Source organism: Streptomyces sp. W16 (assembly GCF_033194735.1).
Taxonomy (GTDB): Bacteria; Actinomycetota; Actinomycetes; order Streptomycetales; family Streptomycetaceae; genus Streptomyces.
Window position 1 is genome coordinate 14,160 of the sequence record NZ_JAWOAI010000056.1, and the last position, 14,980, is coordinate 29,139.

Annotated in this window: 15 protein-coding genes; 7 read left to right on the plus strand and 8 right to left on the minus strand. The window is 70.3% G+C overall.

Annotation, left to right across the window (positions count from 1 at the left end; all coding sequences use genetic code 11):
• Positions 1-15: 15 nt before the first annotated feature.
• Positions 16-1,779, minus strand: coding sequence for a serine/threonine-protein kinase (locus tag R6V09_RS10430; RefSeq protein ID WP_317881079.1), 1,764 nt, complete (start codon positions 1,777-1,779; stop codon positions 16-18).
• A gap of 168 nt (positions 1,780-1,947) precedes the next feature.
• On the opposite strand from R6V09_RS10430, the gene R6V09_RS10435 reads away from it, so the two are divergent.
• Positions 1,948-3,093: an FHA domain-containing protein gene (locus R6V09_RS10435; RefSeq protein ID WP_317881080.1), complete on the plus strand. Its 1,146-nt coding sequence runs from the start codon at positions 1,948-1,950 to the stop codon at positions 3,091-3,093.
• A 47-nt stretch (positions 3,094-3,140) separates the two neighbouring features.
• Here R6V09_RS10435 and R6V09_RS10440 read toward each other — a convergent pair whose 3' ends face one another.
• On the minus strand, positions 3,141-5,000 hold the full coding sequence (locus tag R6V09_RS10440; protein ID WP_317881081.1) for a M1 family aminopeptidase: 1,860 nt from the start codon (positions 4,998-5,000) through the stop codon (positions 3,141-3,143).
• A gap of 292 nt (positions 5,001-5,292) precedes the next feature.
• Here R6V09_RS10440 and R6V09_RS10445 point away from each other — a divergent pair, with 292 nt between their 5' ends.
• Genes R6V09_RS10445 through ppk2 form a run of 3 tightly spaced genes read left to right on the plus strand, consistent with a single transcriptional unit; the run spans position 5,293 to position 7,630 of the window.
• A complete protein-coding gene (locus tag R6V09_RS10445) occupies positions 5,293-6,447 on the plus strand; it encodes an inorganic phosphate transporter (RefSeq protein ID WP_317881082.1) in 1,155 nt (384 codons plus the stop codon).
• A gap of 17 nt (positions 6,448-6,464) precedes the next feature.
• The gene (locus tag R6V09_RS10450; protein WP_317881083.1) at positions 6,465-6,698 is read left to right on the plus strand and encodes a hypothetical protein; all 234 of its coding nucleotides are present in this window, start codon (positions 6,465-6,467) and stop codon (positions 6,696-6,698) included.
• Between the two features lie 41 nt (positions 6,699-6,739).
• The gene (ppk2, locus tag R6V09_RS10455) at positions 6,740-7,630 is read left to right on the plus strand and encodes a polyphosphate kinase 2 (RefSeq protein ID WP_317881084.1); all 891 of its coding nucleotides are present in this window, start codon (positions 6,740-6,742) and stop codon (positions 7,628-7,630) included.
• Positions 7,631-7,735: 105 nt separating this feature from the next.
• Here ppk2 and R6V09_RS10460 read toward each other — a convergent pair whose 3' ends face one another.
• Entirely contained in the window at positions 7,736-8,122 is a 387-nt protein-coding gene (locus R6V09_RS10460) for a luciferase domain-containing protein (RefSeq protein WP_043678676.1), read from the minus strand.
• A 112-nt stretch (positions 8,123-8,234) separates the two neighbouring features.
• The gene (locus tag R6V09_RS10465; protein WP_317881085.1) at positions 8,235-9,521 is read right to left on the minus strand and encodes an aminotransferase class I/II-fold pyridoxal phosphate-dependent enzyme; all 1,287 of its coding nucleotides are present in this window, start codon (positions 9,519-9,521) and stop codon (positions 8,235-8,237) included.
• Positions 9,522-9,680: 159 nt separating this feature from the next.
• Between R6V09_RS10465 and R6V09_RS10470 the strand changes: the two genes are divergently transcribed.
• Positions 9,681-11,147: an AlkA N-terminal domain-containing protein gene (locus tag R6V09_RS10470; RefSeq protein ID WP_317881086.1), complete on the plus strand. Its 1,467-nt coding sequence runs from the start codon at positions 9,681-9,683 to the stop codon at positions 11,145-11,147.
• A gap of 31 nt (positions 11,148-11,178) precedes the next feature.
• The gene (locus R6V09_RS10475; protein ID WP_317881087.1) at positions 11,179-11,664 is read left to right on the plus strand and encodes a methylated-DNA--[protein]-cysteine S-methyltransferase; all 486 of its coding nucleotides are present in this window, start codon (positions 11,179-11,181) and stop codon (positions 11,662-11,664) included.
• 6 nt (positions 11,665-11,670) lie between these two features.
• Here the strand turns inward: R6V09_RS10475 and R6V09_RS10480 are convergent, their stop codons facing one another.
• The 4 genes from R6V09_RS10480 to R6V09_RS10495 form a co-directional block, all read right to left on the minus strand.
• Complete coding sequence (locus R6V09_RS10480; RefSeq protein WP_317881088.1) at positions 11,671-12,399, minus strand: SIR2 family NAD-dependent protein deacylase; 729 nt, start codon at positions 12,397-12,399, stop codon at positions 11,671-11,673.
• A gap of 43 nt (positions 12,400-12,442) precedes the next feature.
• On the minus strand, positions 12,443-12,754 hold the full coding sequence (locus R6V09_RS10485) for a hypothetical protein (protein WP_317881089.1): 312 nt from the start codon (positions 12,752-12,754) through the stop codon (positions 12,443-12,445).
• Between the two features lie 89 nt (positions 12,755-12,843).
• Complete coding sequence (locus R6V09_RS10490; RefSeq protein WP_317881090.1) at positions 12,844-13,341, minus strand: NUDIX hydrolase; 498 nt, start codon at positions 13,339-13,341, stop codon at positions 12,844-12,846.
• A complete protein-coding gene (locus tag R6V09_RS10495) occupies positions 13,338-14,195 on the minus strand; it encodes a helix-turn-helix transcriptional regulator (RefSeq protein WP_317881091.1) in 858 nt (285 codons plus the stop codon). Before R6V09_RS10495 ends, R6V09_RS10490 begins: the two co-directional genes overlap by 4 nt.
• A gap of 207 nt (positions 14,196-14,402) precedes the next feature.
• On the opposite strand from R6V09_RS10495, the gene R6V09_RS10500 reads away from it, so the two are divergent.
• Positions 14,403-14,980: SDR family NAD(P)-dependent oxidoreductase (locus R6V09_RS10500; RefSeq protein WP_317881092.1), on the plus strand; the 578-nt coding region annotated here is incomplete at its 3' end.

The following is a 14,980-nucleotide window of genomic DNA, read 5'->3' on the forward strand; positions in this document are numbered from 1 at the left end:
TGCCGGACTCGCCTCTCAGGCCGCCTTCCAAAGCGTCAGCTCGGTGACGTAGTCGCGTGCGGTGTAGCCGGACGGGTCCTTTCGGAGCACTACGTCCGTGATCTTGAGCATTGCCAGGTTCTTCTCGTCGGTGACGGTGCACAGCAGCGTGCCCTTGGTCAGTTCCTTGCCCTGGTCGGCGTCGGCGAGTTGGGAGGGCAGCGCGTCCGCCGCCGCACCCTCGGCGCACTCCTCGGGGGTGGGACCCGCGCTCTTTCCTGTGGTCGTCACGAAGTTCAGCGTGTGGGCGGTGCCCCACTCCGCGTACTGCAGCTCGGCTCCGGTCGTCGAACTGGAGGCGTGTGTGTCGATCCGCGGTGAGTCCAGGTCGACGTTGGTGTACGAGCTGCGGCCCGTCGTGAACTGGGCGCGCAGGGTGAGGGGCTTGTCCTTGAAGACCACGGTGTAGCCGCCGGCCGTCGAACTCGTGGAGGGTGACGCGGTGGTGCCGGTGGGCGTTGACGAGGCTGTCTGCCCGGTGCCGCCCTTCGCGCCGGTGTCCTTGTCGTCGTCACGGGTGAAGACCCAGGCCGCCGCTGCTACGACCACCACGGCCAGCGCGGCGGCGCCGACCGCCAGCGGGGTCCGGCTGCGGGTCGGAGACGTGGCCGAGGGCGGTGCCCCGGGCGGGACCGAGGGCGCCGGGCCGGCGGCAGGCTGTGGCTGTGGTTGGCGCGTCGGGGCGTGCTGCGTCGGCTGGTCGGGTCCCGATTTCTGGGTGGGCGTGTACCCGCTGGGCGCCGAGGAGTCGGATGCCACAGCGGCGGGAGGCACGGTGGTCGCACCCGCCAAGCCCGCACCCGGTGAGGCGCTCGGCAGACTTACGTCAGCGGCCAACTCACCCTGCTCACCCGCAAGTTCCTCCTGCCGGGCGATGTCCGCCGCGACCACCGCCGGCAGCCAGCCGGTGAAGTCCCGCAGCGGCCGCCCGGTCAACTCCTCGCACAGGGCGGCCAGTTCGGCAGGGGCGGGCCGGGCGGCGGGGTCGGCCGCCAGCGTGCGTTCCAGGACCTCGCGCAGCGGCTCGGGGTACGAGGTCAAGTCCGGTGGGCGGAACTCGGTGTTGGCGATTTTCGTGGCCAGCGTGATGGCCCCGGCGTCCCCGTACGGATGGCGGCCGGTCGCGGCCACGGCGGCGATCAGGCCGAGGGAGAAGACGTCGGCGGCCGGGGTCTGTTCCTGGCCGTTCGCGTGCTCCGGCGACATGAACTGCGGGGTGCCGATGAGCCCGCCGCTACGGGTGAGCTGGGTGGCGTCGGCGGCCCGTGCGATGCCGAAGTCGATGATCCAGGGGCCGTCGGAACCGAGGAGGATGTTGCTCGGCTTCATGTCCCGGTGGATCACACCGGCCTTGTGCACGGCGTGCAGCGCCTCCGCCGCGCAGCCGGTCAGCTGAAGCACCGTGGGCAGCGGCAGCGGTCCGTACTGGGCGAGGACCCGGTCCAGCGCGAGGCCGGGGACGTAGACGGTGGCGAGCCAGGGCTGTGCGCCGGTGGTGTCGTGGTCGACGACCGGGACGATGTGGTAACCCTGCACCCGGCGGGCGGAGGTCGCCTCCTGCTCGAAGCGGCGGCGGAACTCCTCGTCCTGGGCGTACTCGCGGCGGATCACCTTGAGGGCGACAGGCTGGTTGCCACGCGTGCGCGAGAGGTAGACGGAACCCATGCCGCCCTCGCCGATCCGGGCGAGCAGCCGGTAACCTGCCACGTCCCGCGGGTCGTCGGGGCCCAGAGGTCTCAAGTGGCCACCGTTCCCAGCGTTGTTCAAGATGTTCGTCCCCCCTCGCCAGGCGAGTGATCGTACCGGCGCAACCCGGTCATCCGGAAGTATCCGAGGAGATCAAGGAAGAACGGCGAAGGTCGGGGAGAATCAAGGCAGTTGACGTTCTCGTCGGACTGGGAGGCGTGCGTGGAACAGCATCTGGTCCCCTCGGCGGAGGGCGCCGACTATCTGGTGGAACTCTCCAACGTCGTACGCCAGACCTCCATCGGTCCCCGGGGACCGCGTTCCCTGCACCGACTCGGGCTCGTCCTGCGGGCGTTGACAGAACTCACCGGGGACCCCGATGTCTCCGTCTACCTGGTCGCCGACACCAGTCTGCTGGGCGGGCACCGGGAGTTCGGCGATCCGGCCGAGGTCCGCCGACTGCGCCGGTGGGTCGCCGACGGGCTGGTCGAGGAGGTCGACGACGCCGACGAACGCATCCTGGACCTGGCCCGGATGACCGGCACCCGGGTCGTCACCGGCGACCAGTACGTCGACCATCGCGTCGAACACCCGTGGATCCAGGGGAACACCTGGCAGTTCCTGAGACCGGAGTCGCGCCCCGACGGCTCGGTCACTCTCGTCCCCATGGACATGGGCGTGCGCACGGAGGCCGAGATCTCCTACCGCATGGAACTCGCGGCCCTCAAGAAGCAGGGTCTGCTCGGTCCGGCCCGCACCCCGCTGACCGAGGTCATCATGCGGAACTGGCGCTGCCCGGAACCCCGTTGCACGCTCTACGACGTCCACCGGGGCGACCGCGTCCTGCTGCCCCGCATGCGGCGCGGCGTCCCCACCTGCGAGCTGCACGGCACCCCGCTGACCGACGAGGGGCCGAGGCCCGCAGCGGCGCAGCTCAAGGTCGTCATCGACCGTACCTGCGTGGCCCGTTACACCCTCGACGAGGGCTCCGAGGCGCATGTCGGACGGCTGCCGGGACCGGAGGGCATCGCCCTGCACAGTCTGCTGTCCCCGGAGGTCGCCGTGCAGGTCAGCCGTCGGCATGTGGCGGTCTCGGCGCGGGGCGGGACGGTCCTGGTCCGTGATGTCAGCACGTACGGGACGCGGATGCGCAGGGCCGGACGCAGAGGTGTGCCCGGCCCGTGGGAGACGCTGCCGCCGGGGACCGACCGGTCCTTCCGCCCGGGCGACGAGGTCGAACTCGCCCCCGGTGTCGTCCTCACCCGCAGCGGCCGGCGCTTCCCCGCCGAACTCGCCGACGCCTGGCGCACCGGGGCCGGCGAGACCGCCGTACCGCCGACCGCGGCGGCGCCTACGCGACGGGTCTGACGGCGAAGGGGTTGGGCGGGCCGTCAGCCTGCCCAACCCCCGCTCCGTCAGCCGATGATGCGGTGCGTCGTCCAGAACGACGTCAGGTCCGTGGTCGTGGCGGCCTGCGCGGCTGCCTTGAACTCGGCCGTGGTCGAGACGCCGTACCAGTGCGAAGTGGCGTAGTCCTTCAGGAGTTTGGCCATCGCCGTGTCACCGAGGGTGCGGCGCAGGTCGTGCAGGGCGCACTTGCCGTAGCCGTAGACGACGGTGGAGTAGCGGGACGAGTGGGCGTCCCAGTAGGCCATCGAGTTGGTGATGTTCTCCGCGGAGGACGCCCAGGAGACGTTGTTCCAGCAGTTGGTGCCGGTCAGTCCCTGCGCCAGGTCGGTGGCGTAGTCGGTGAACGCCTCGTCCAGCCAGGGGCTGTTGTACTCGTCGTCGCCGACGATGCCGTAGAACCACTGGTGGCCGATCTCATGGGTGAGTGCCGTGGTGCTGACCAGGTCGAGGACGAAGCCGGGGTACTCCATGCCGCCGAACCAGAAGTTGTTGTCGATGACGGCGTCCAACTCGCCGTACGGATAGGCGCCGAAGCGGCCCGCGTGGGCGTCGACCGCGGACTTGGCGGTGGTGAGCATCGACTGGGCGTTGGCCGAACTGATGCCCGTGACCGAGTAGATGTTGATCGGGGTGCCCGCGGTCGACGTACCCGAGATCTTGGTGAACGGGCCCGCCGCCCACGCGAAGTCACGGACCTTGGACGCGGTGGCCGTGGTGATCGTGCGACCACTGGTGCCTGCGGTGTCGACCGAGGCGCCCGTGGCCGGGACCAGCAGAGTGGTCGGGTGGTCCAGGGTCACCTTGAAGTCGGCGGCCAGGGAGTAGAAGGACTCGCCGTTGTTCGTGTACGGGTCCAGGTGCCAGCCCGAGCCGTCCTTGATCGCGAGGACCGGCAGCGCGTTGCCGATCATGCTGAACGCGCCGTCGTAGCCGAACCGGTCGGCGCCGCTCGGGACGGTGATCCCCAAGTCGAAGCCGATCGTGGTCGATTGGCCCTGTGCGAGGGGAGTCGGGAGCGCTATCTGGAGGGCTGTGCAGGCGACCGAGAGGGCGCCCGCGGTGCCGCCGGTGACATTGGTGACCGTGATCGGCGGCGCGGAGCAGGTGCCGTGGTAGTTGTCCCACAGCCGCAGGTACACCTCGGTGAGCGGGGTCGCCGAGGCGTTGGTGAAGGTCGTGCTCTCGTGGCCGGTCCAGACCGTGCCGGCGGTGTTGCTGCTCAGACTCACGGTGTACGCCGGGGCGGCCGGTGTGCGCGTCGAGTCGGCCGGCGGGGCGGTGTCGCCCGAGGTGTTGAGGGCGATGTCGTCCACGACGAAGCTCGTCTGGAGACTGGAGTCCTCGGTGCCGCTGAAGGCGAGGCTCACGGTCTGGCCCGCGAACGACGACACGTCGAACGACTTCTGGACGTAGCCGGTGGCCTTGTTCAGGTTCGAGTAGGTCGCCAGCGTCGTGCTGCCGATCTTCGCCGTGAGCTTGTCGTACGCGGTGGACGAGGTCGTCTCGGCGGTGTCGATGTGCAGCCAGAAGGTGAGCGTGGCGCCGGCACAGCCGGACGGGATCGTCACGCTCTGGGAGAGCGTGTCGGTGTGCGTGCCGCCGGTGCCGTCCAGCCAGGCGAAACTGGAACCGGCATGGGCACTCTGGCCGGTGCGGCTGGTGATGACAGTCGTGGAGGACTGTGTCCAGGACGAAGTGCCGCTCTCGAAGCCGCCGTTGGTGACCACCTGCGCCGGGGCGCAGGCGGCTGCCACGGGAGCCGCGGACGGTGCCGCGGCGGCCGGGGTGACGGGCAGCGAGAGTGCGGCCACCGCGGCGACGGCGAAGACGCCGGCGGCGAGGGCCTTGTGGGGGGTCGATCTCACACGGAACTCCTTATACGGCGGCCGGGATTCCGGCCTGCTCGGTGGCCGTCCGACCGGACTGGGTGTTCCGGTGGGCGGCCGCGGGAACGCGCGTAGCTGTTGCGTGATCGCGGGGGAAGCTTCGCAGATTTGACCGGGCCATGCCATAAAAAGAAGGAAGTGTGCGCATGAAGTGCAGGAAGGTGCGAACGAGGGTCGGAGGGTGCCGTACGTACGCCTACGTTGACCGGGCCATGCCTGGATTTGGCCTCCGGTTGGCCGAATGTACGCCTTCGGTTGCTTCCATCGAGCGATGGACCACATCACGTTCCTCGTGGCGGTCGTCATCGTCACGGCCTTGGCCTTCGACTTCACCAACGGATTCCACGACACCGCCAACGCGATGGCGACGTCCATCGCCACCGGGGCACTGAAGCCCAAAACGGCGGTCCTGATCAGTGGGGCACTCAACCTCGTCGGCGCCTTCCTGTCCACGGAGGTCGCCAAGACGATCTCCGGCGGCATCGTCGACGACACCCTGGTCAGCCCAGGGATGATCTTCGCGGGGCTCGTCGGGGCGATCCTCTGGAACCTCCTGACCTGGTTGCTGGGACTGCCGTCCAGTTCCTCGCACGCCCTCTTCGGTGGCCTGATCGGCGCCGTCTGGGTCGGCGCGGGCTCCAACGGCGTCCACTTCGACAAGGTTGTCGAGAAGATCCTGATCCCCGCGGTGGCCTCCCCGCTCGTGGCCGGAATCGCCGCTCTCCTCGCCACCTACCTCGCCTACAAGATCACCGCCCGGGCCCGCAAGGACTCGGTCACCAAGGGCTTCCGGCTCGGCCAGATCGCCTCGGCCTCGCTGGTCTCCCTCGCGCACGGCACGAACGACGCCCAGAAGACGATGGGCGTCATCACCCTGACCCTGATCTCGGTGGGCGCGCTCGGCCACGACGCCGGTCCGCCGGTGTGGGTCATCACCTGCGCGGGACTCGCCATCGGCCTCGGCACCTACATCGGCGGCTGGCGCATCATCCGCACGATGGGCAAGGGCCTCACCGACATCCAGTCCCCGCAGGGCTTCGCGGCCGAGGCCGCCTCCACCACCGTCATCCTTACCTCCGCCCACCTCGGTTTCGCGCTCTCCACCACCCAGGTCTGCTCCGGCGGCATCCTGGGCGCGGGACTGGGCAGGCGTCTGGCAGAGGTGCGCTGGGGCACCGCGGGCCGCATGGTCATCGCCTGGCTGGTCACTCTCCCGGCCGCCGCCCTGGTCGGCGGTCTGTCCGCGACCGTCGTCAAGCACGGCGGGAACCTCGGGACGGCCCTGATCGCCCTGATCGCCGCCGCCGTGGCCGGATTCATCGTGATCGCCTCGCGTCGCAACCCCGTGCACGCGGACAACGTCAACGAGACCCACGAGGTCACCATCCGCAGCGAGGCGTCCTCGGACGTCCGTACGGCCGCCTGAGTCAAGGGAGTTGAGCGATGAGTCTGGACTGGAACGCCCTCGGCGAGGTCGCGGCGGTGAGTGTCGGAGTGACCGTCGGTGTGGTCGTCATCTTCGCGCTGGGCATCCTGGGCCTCGCCCAGGTCGAGGCCGCCCGCGAACAGGACGGCGGCACACATGCCCTCGGGTTCGCGCAGGCGGGGTTGTGCTTTCTCGCCTGTGCGGCTGTCGTGGCATACGGCATATATCTCATCGTGCCGCAGTTCCACTGAACGCCACTGACCAACCGAACACCATCGAGAAGGAGGCCGGGATGACCGAACTGTTGTCGGGGCTGCGCGTCGACTACACGGACCAGGACGACCCGGTGCTGATCCGGCCCGACGGCAGCCCGGTGGACACCTGGCGGGAGAACTACCCGTACGAACAGCGCATGGAGCGCAAGGAGTACGACTGGCACAAGCGGCTCCAGCAGATCGAACTGCTGAAGCTGCAACGCTGGATCAAGGAGACCGGCCGCCGGCTCGTCATCGTCTGCGAGGGGCGCGACGCGGCCGGCAAGGGCGGCACGATCAAACGGTTCACCGAGCACCTGAACCCGCGTGGCGCCCGAGTGGTGGCCCTGGAGAAGCCGAGCGAGCGCGAGAGCGGTCAGTGGTACTTCCAGCGCTACGTCCAGCATCTGCCGACCGCGGGCGAGATCGTGCTGTTCGACCGGTCCTGGTACAACCGGGCCGGCGTGGAGCGCGTGATGGGGTTCTGCTCGGACGACGAGTACCGCCGCTTCATGCGTCAGGCCCCGCTGTTCGAGCGGATGCTGACGGACGACGGCGTCGATCTGATCAAGCTCTGGTTCTCCGTCTCACAGGGTGAACAGCGCACCCGTTTCACGATCCGCCAGGTGGATCCCGTACGGCAGTGGAAGCTCAGCCCGATGGACCTGGCCTCGCTGGACCGCTGGGACGACTACACGGCCGCCAAGGTCGCCATGTTCCGGGAGACCGACACCGAGCAGGCGCCCTGGACCGTGGTGAAGAGCAACGACAAGAAGCGGGCCCGAGTCGAGGCCATGCGCAGCGTGCTCGCCCGCTTCGACTACGCCGACAAGGACGAGGAGGTCGTCGGCAGCCCCGATCCACGCATCGTCGGCGCGGCGGCGACCTTGCTGGAGGCGGGGGAGGACGACACGGCGGCGGTGTTCTAGTCCCGGGTGAGGACAGCGCCCCAAAGGGGCGCGGGGAACTGCGCGACCAGCCACGACGGCGCGGCAGCCGAACGACGGCATATCGCCGCACAGCCGGCGCAGCGTCTAGTCGCCGTCGCGCGGCACCAGTGTCACCCGGTGGAAGTTGCAGCCGGTCATGGGCGGGCTCCCGGACGGGGGCCCGCCCGCGTGTGCCTTGAGGGCCACGCTGACCAGGCTCAGCAGCAGGTCGACGTCCGTCTCGCAGTCCAGGTGGACGGTCACCCAGCGGGAGCCCGGGATGATCCGGATCGCGGTCGACTCGCTGAGATCGTGGTGGAACCTGAGGATTGCCCCGACCGTGAGATGCAGGTCCACATCGTGGTCGGAGTGGAAATGCACGATCTCACTGTGGGCGGACCGCAGCGCCCGCCCCGTACCGCAACTGGCCGGGACCGCGCTGAGGTCGCGCCAGCCTTCCAGTCGCTGCATGGCTCGCTCGGCCAGGGTCATGTGCCCATCGTGTACTGCTCACCGCTTCGCAACCAGAGGTTGAGCGATTTGTAACCGGCGCGTGAGGTACCGCACACCTTCATAGCGTCCGGTGTGCGGTGCGCGTAACGGGTCAACTCCCGTCGGACACAAGCTTTTCGTAGCCCAGCAGCCGTACGCAGGTGGCCACCCCCTCGATGATCTCCTCGATCTCGGAGAGGTCCGGGAAGGAGGGAGCGATCCGGATCGTACGGTCCCTCGGGTCGTCGCCGTACGGATGGGTGGCGCCCGCCGGCGTCAGGGCGAGACCTGCGTCCGCCGCGCGGCGCACCACCTCGCGGGCGCAGCCGTCGAGGACGTCGAGGACGATGAAGTAACCGCCCCTGGGCGTGGACCAGGTGGCGAGCCCGGTGTCTCCCAGCCGGTCGGCGAGGATGCGCAGCACGGTGTCGAACTTCGGCCGCAGCAGCTCACGGTGCTTGCGCATATGGGCGCGTACCCCGTCCGGATCGCGCAGGAACATCGCGTGCCGCAGCTGGTTGACCTTGTCGGGCCCGATGGAGCGCTTGGCGCTGTAGCCGCGCAGCCAGGCCACGTTGGCCGGGGACGAGCCGAAGAACGCCACGCCCGCACCGCCCAGCGTGATCTTCGAGGTGGACCCGAAGACGAAGACCCGGTCGGGGCTGCCGTTCTCCGCGCAGGCCGCGAGCAGGTCGGCGATCTCCACCTCCTCGTCGGTGAGGTGGTGCACGGCGTAGGCGTTGTCCCAGAAGATCCGGAAGTCGGGCGCCGCGGCCGGCATGGCGGCGAGTCGCCGTACGACCTCGTCGCTGTAGCAGGTCCCGTCCGGATTGCTGTACTTGGGCACGCACCAGATGCCCTTGACCGCCGGGTCTCCGGCGACCAGGCGCTCCACCACGTCCATGTCGGGACCCTCGGCGGTCATCGGCACCGGGATCATCTCGATGCCGAAGCGCTCGCACAGCGCGAAGTGCCGGTCGTAGCCGGGGACCGGGCACAGGAACGCGACCCGCTCCTCGTCCGCCCAGCGGCGCGCCGCCCCGGGAAGGGTGCCGAGCAGCGCGTGCACCAGACAGTCGTGCATCAGCTCCAGGCTGGAGTTGCCCACGGCGAGCAGCTGCCCGGCCGGCACCTGGAGGAACCCGGCGAAGATCTCCCGGAGCTCCAACAGCCCTTCCGCACCACCGTAGTTGCGGCAGTCCGTGCCGTCGGCGGCGGTGTAGCGGTCGCCGGGCAGCGAGAGCAGTCCGGCGGACAGGTCGAGCTGCCGAGCGGAGGGCTTGCCGCGGGTCAGGTCGAGCGACAGCTTCTTGGTGAGGAGGGCTTCGTAGTCGCTCCGGGCCGCGTCGAGGCGGGCCGGGAGGGAATCGGCGCTGTGCGAGGGTGAGGGAGGGGTCACGGAGGTCGACGCTACAAAGCCGGGCGTCACACCACAAACCGATAAGCGTGGCCTTCATCGACGGGGGCCCGGGCGGGGACCAGGCCACGGGACCTCGATGTCGGATTCCCGCCAGCCCCGGCCCACCCCGTATCGGATGCTGGACGTATGCAGAACGGGATGCACACCGACACGGAACGCTGTGTGCGCGCCGTCCAGTCCAAGGACGCGCGCTTCGACGGCTGGTTCTTCACGGCCGTCCTGACCACCCGCATCTACTGCCGGCCCAGCTGCCCGGTCGTACCGCCCAAGCCGGAGAACATGACGTTCTACCCGAGCGCGGCGGCCTGCCAGCAGGCGGGGTTCCGGGCCTGCAAGCGCTGCCGCCCGGACACCAGCCCCGGGTCCCCGGAGTGGAACCAGCGGGCCGACCTGGTGGCCCGCGCGATGCGCCTGATCGCCGACGGAACCGTGGACCGCGAGGGCGTCCCCGGCCTCGCCGCCCGCCTCGGCTACAGCACCCGGCAGATCGAACGCCAGCTCCTCGCCGAACTCGGCGCCGGCCCCCTCGCCCTGGCCCGCGCCCAACGCGCCCAGACGGCAAGGCTGTTGATCGAGACGACCGCGCTCCCGATGGCGGAGATCGCCTTCGCCGCCGGCTTCTCCTCGATCCGCACCTTCAACGACACCGTGCGCGAGGTCTTCGCCCTGACTCCGAGCGAGTTGCGCAACAGGCGCCCGAGGACGACTGTCCTCACCCCCGGCGCACTCACTCTCCGCCTGCCGTTCCGCGCCCCCCTCAACCCCGACAACCTCTTCGGCCACCTGGCGGCGACCGCCGTACCGGGCGTGGAGGAGTGGCGGGCCGGCGCCTACCGCCGCACCCTCCGCCTCCCCTACGGCCACGGCATCGTGTCCCTCACCCCCCAGTCCGACCACATCGCCTGCCGCCTCACCCTCAGCGACCTGCGCGACCTGCCCGTGGCCATCAGCCGCTGCCGCCGCATGCTCGACCTGGACGCCGATCCGGTCGCGGTGGACGACCAGTTGCGGACCGATCCGGTACTGGCACCGCTGGTGGACAAGGCGCCGGGCCGACGCGTCCCGCGCACGGTCGACGAGGCGGAGTTCGCGGTACGGGCCGTACTCGGTCAGCAGGTCTCCACGGCGGCGGCCCGCACCCACGCGGCCCGTCTGGTCACCGCCCACGGCGACCCGGTCGACGACCCCGAGGGCGGCCTGACCCACCTCTTCCCGTCCCCCGAGGCGCTGGCCGCGGTGAACCCGGAGTCACTGGCGATGCCGCACACCCGCCGCACGACCTTCACCACGCTGATCTCCCAACTCGCCGACGGCACCCTCCACTTGGGCGTGGAGAGCGACTGGGCGGAAACCCGCACCCGGCTCCTCTCCCTCCCAGGCTTCGGCCCCTGGACGGCCGACGTCATCGCCATGCGCGCCCTCGGCGACCCCGACGCCTTCCTCCCCACCGACCTCGGAATCCGGCGCGCCGCACAGGAGTTGGGCCTCCCGTCGACCCCGGCCGCCCTCACCGCCCGCGCGGCGGCCTGGCGGCCGTGGCGGGCGTACGCGGTCCAGTACCTGTGGGCGACGGACAACCACCCGATCAACTTCCTTCCCGTATAAGGGGATTGCAGACAAGGGGAGTGCAGACGACATGAAGCACCACACGGTGATCGACAGCCCCTACGGCCCGCTGACCCTCGTCGCCGACGAAGACGGCGCCCTGTGCGGCCTCTACATGACCGACCAACGCCACCGTCCCCCGGAGGAGAAATTCGGCACCCCGGACGACACCCCCTTCACCGAGGCGACCGCCCAACTACAGGCGTATTTCGCAGGCGAGTTGAAGGAGTTCACCCTCGAACTGCGCCTGCACGGAACCCGGTTCCAACGCGCGGTCTGGGACGAACTCCGCCGCATCCCCTACGGCGAGACCCGCTCCTACGGCGACCTCGCCGACGCCCTCGGCAACCCGGGCGCCTCCCGCGCGGTCGGCCTCGCCAACGGCAAGAACCCCATCGGGATCATCGTCCCCTGCCACCGCGTCGTCGGAGCGAACGGCAGCCTCACGGGCTACGGCGGCGGCCTCGACCGCAAGCAGCGGCTGCTGGACTTCGAGAGCGGGGCGGCGCTCTTCTAGGGGTTTCTACTCACTCGCCAGGGTGTGCAGAAGCTTCGGCAGGGCGGTGCTGATCGGCTCCCGTACGACCTCGTCGGCGAGTTCGTCGTACGGCGTCGGCTCGGCGTTGACGATGATCAGCCGTGCCCCGTGGTCGGCGGCGACGCCGGCCAGTCCGGCGGCCGGCTGCACCTGGAGGCTGCTGCCGACGGCGACGAACACCTGGCAGGCCTTGCTGATGGCGACGGCTTCGCCGAGCACCACCGGGTCGAGGCGTTCGCCGAACATCACGGTCGCCGACTTCAGGATCCCGCCGCACTCCAGACACGGCGGATCCGCCTCGCCGGCCGCGACCCGGGCCAGGGCGTCCTCCATCGGCCCCCGCGCATGACACTTCGTGCACACGAAACTCCGTGCGCTGCCGTGGAGTTCGAGCACCTTGCGGGCGGGCACACCACCGAGCTGGTGGAGTCCGTCGACGTTCTGCGTGATGACCCTGACCGGCACGCCGGACCGATCCAGCTCGGCCACCGCCCGGTGCGCGGCGTTCGGCTCGGCCCGGAGCGCGTGGTTCTCACGCCGCATCCGCCACGAGCGGCGCCGGATCTCGGGGTCGCCCATGTAGTACTCGTACGTCACGAGCTTCTCGGCCTCGGGATCCCGCCGCCACAGTCCGTTGGGACCGCGGTAGTCGGGGATCCCGGAGTCGGTGGAGATGCCCGCGCCACTCAGGAGGGCGACGAGAGGCTTGTTCATGGGCCGAGGGTAGGTCGCCCGGGCGCCGGGAGGCGAACGGATATCAACCGCCCGTCGCCCAGCGGATCGCCGCGATCACGCCGGTCAGTACGGCCGGGCCCGTCCACCACCAGCCCATGATCCGCCGCACGGACGGCAGCAGGCACACCCCCACCACCGCACCGGCGGCACCGATCGCGAGGACGCACGAGAGAACGATCCCGGCGTTCGCGTCGTCGTCCCAGGGCCCGGACGGGCGGATGGTCAGCGCCGTCCAGCAGCACAACGCGGCGGCGAGGGTGAGCAGGACGAGCGGTACGGCGAGGACCAGACGCAGGCAACCGCGGTCGTCGTCCACGGGGGAAGGGCTGGTCATCGGTGCGGTGGGCTCCTTGCCTCGTCCGGATGTTCGGCTTGCGCCGGCGGGTGCTGCCGAGGGCCGAGTCCAGAGCCGTCGGAAAGGGTTCAGCCCACCCGCCGCCCGTTCTCCAGCTCCGCCGTCCCCGCCCCCTCCGCCAGTACATCGAGCCCGACCAGGACCCGGAGCCCCAGGGAACCCGGCAGGTACTCGGTGAGTTCCCCGCGCGGGACGAGGCGCCAGGAGAGGAGTTCCTCCTCCTGGAGTCGGATCGACTTGAGGTCGTTCGCGGTGAGGACTCCGCCGTCGTACAGGTACGCCACCAGCGGCGGGTAGTCCGGCCCGTGGTAGATCCAGTCGACGGCGAGCAGCCGGCCGAGTTCGACGTCGAGGCCGATCTCCTCCAGCGTCTCGCGGCGCGCCCCCTGGCGTGGTGTCTCGCCGTCGTCCGACTCGATGGTGCCGCCCGGAAGGGCCCAGCCCTCACGGTAGTTGGGCTCGACGAGCAGGACCTTGCCCTCGGTGTCGCGGAAGAGCGCGGCGGCCCCGGCGAGGATGCGGGGGAGGCCGGCGAGGTACGTGGCGAAGTCTGGCGTGGTGGTCATTGAGGAAGGGTAACCAGCTCACGCAGTCGTCTCTCCGACTCGCTGCCCGGCTCCGGGAAGTGACAGATCAGGCTCAGCCGGGGCGCCTCCTGCACCGCGAGCCGTACGAACGACATCTCGATGTCACCCGCATCGGGGTGCCGGTAGTGGCGCACCGAGGAACGGAACTCCACCACCTCGTGCGCCTCCCACAGCCGCGCGAAGTGCGGGCTGGCGGTGGTGAGTTCGTCGATCAGCTCGGTGAAGCGCGGGTTGTCCAGTTCGTACGCCGCCTGCTGCCGCAGCAGGCCCGCCATCCACTCCGTCTCCGCCTCCCACTCGGGCATCAGGGCGCGGACGCCGGGTTCCCTGAACAGCAGCCAGGCACTGTTGAGTTCACGGCGCGGCCGGTCCAGGAGGGCGGCGCCGAGGACGGCTTCCTGCGCCCGGTTCCAGGCGAGGACGTCGAAGCAGCGGTCGATGACGAACGCGGGGTTCGGCATCAGCGTGTCGAGGAACGCCCGTACCGCGTCCGGTACTTGGAGGGACCGCTCGGCCGGTTCGGGCGCGGCTCTGCCCGCCAGCCGGAACAGGTGCGCGCGTTCCACCTCGTCCAACTGCAACGCACGGGCCAGGGCGAGCAGGACCTGCGGGGAGACATTGATGTCGCGGCCCTGTTCCAGCCAGGTGTACCAGGTCAGGCTGACGCCGGAGAGCAGCGAGACCTCCTCGCGGCGCAGACCCGGGGTGCGGCGCCGGCCACCCGCCGGCAGCCCCGTCCCGTCCGGGTCGGCGCGTTCGCGGCGGGACCGCAGGAAGGTGGCGAGGGCCCTGCGGCCGTGATCCCCGGATTCTGGTGGTGGTGTCGCTGGCACCAGTTAATTCTGCACTCTTCAACCGCGCCGCAGGCCGACGGAGGGTGGGAGGGACACCGGACTCCATGGTGATCCGAACTCCCTTGTGAAAGGCGGCCCTTGTGGCTGAGCTGTCCCCGTCCTCTCCCCGCACCGTCCTCATCACCGGCGCCACCGGCGGCGTGGGCTCCGCCGCCTGCACGCCGCCTGCACGCCGACGGCTGGACCGTGTTCGCCGCGCACCGCCGCCCCGAGGACGCGGAAGCGCTGCGGGACGCCGGCTTCACCCCCGTCCGGCTCGAACTGACCGACGAGGACTCCGTGTTCGCCGCGGCCGAGCAGGTCGGGCCGCGACTCGACGGACTCGTGAACAGCGCCGCGATCATGGGCCAGGGCCCCGTCGAGCTGACGCCCGCCGAGGCGTGGCGCCGCCAGTTCGAGATCAACGTGATCGGCCAGACGACGGTGATCCGCGCCTTCCTGCCCGCGCTACGTGCGTCCGGCGGCCGGATCGTCAACGTCGGCGCCGTCTCGGCCCGTGTCCCGCCGCCCTTCTTCGGCCCCATCGCCGCCTCCAAGGCCGCGCTCGCCGCACTCACCCACTCCCTGCGCGCGGAACTCCGCCACCAGGGCGTCAAGGTCACCCTCGTCGAACCCGGCGCCATGGACACGCCGATCTTCGCGACGGCGGACAAGGCGAGCACGGAGCTGGGCCTGGCCGGTTCGCCGGCGACACGGCAGCACTACGCCCGCGCCCTGGACGCCGTACGCGCGACAGCCGCCCGCCAACCGCTCGGGCCGGTCAC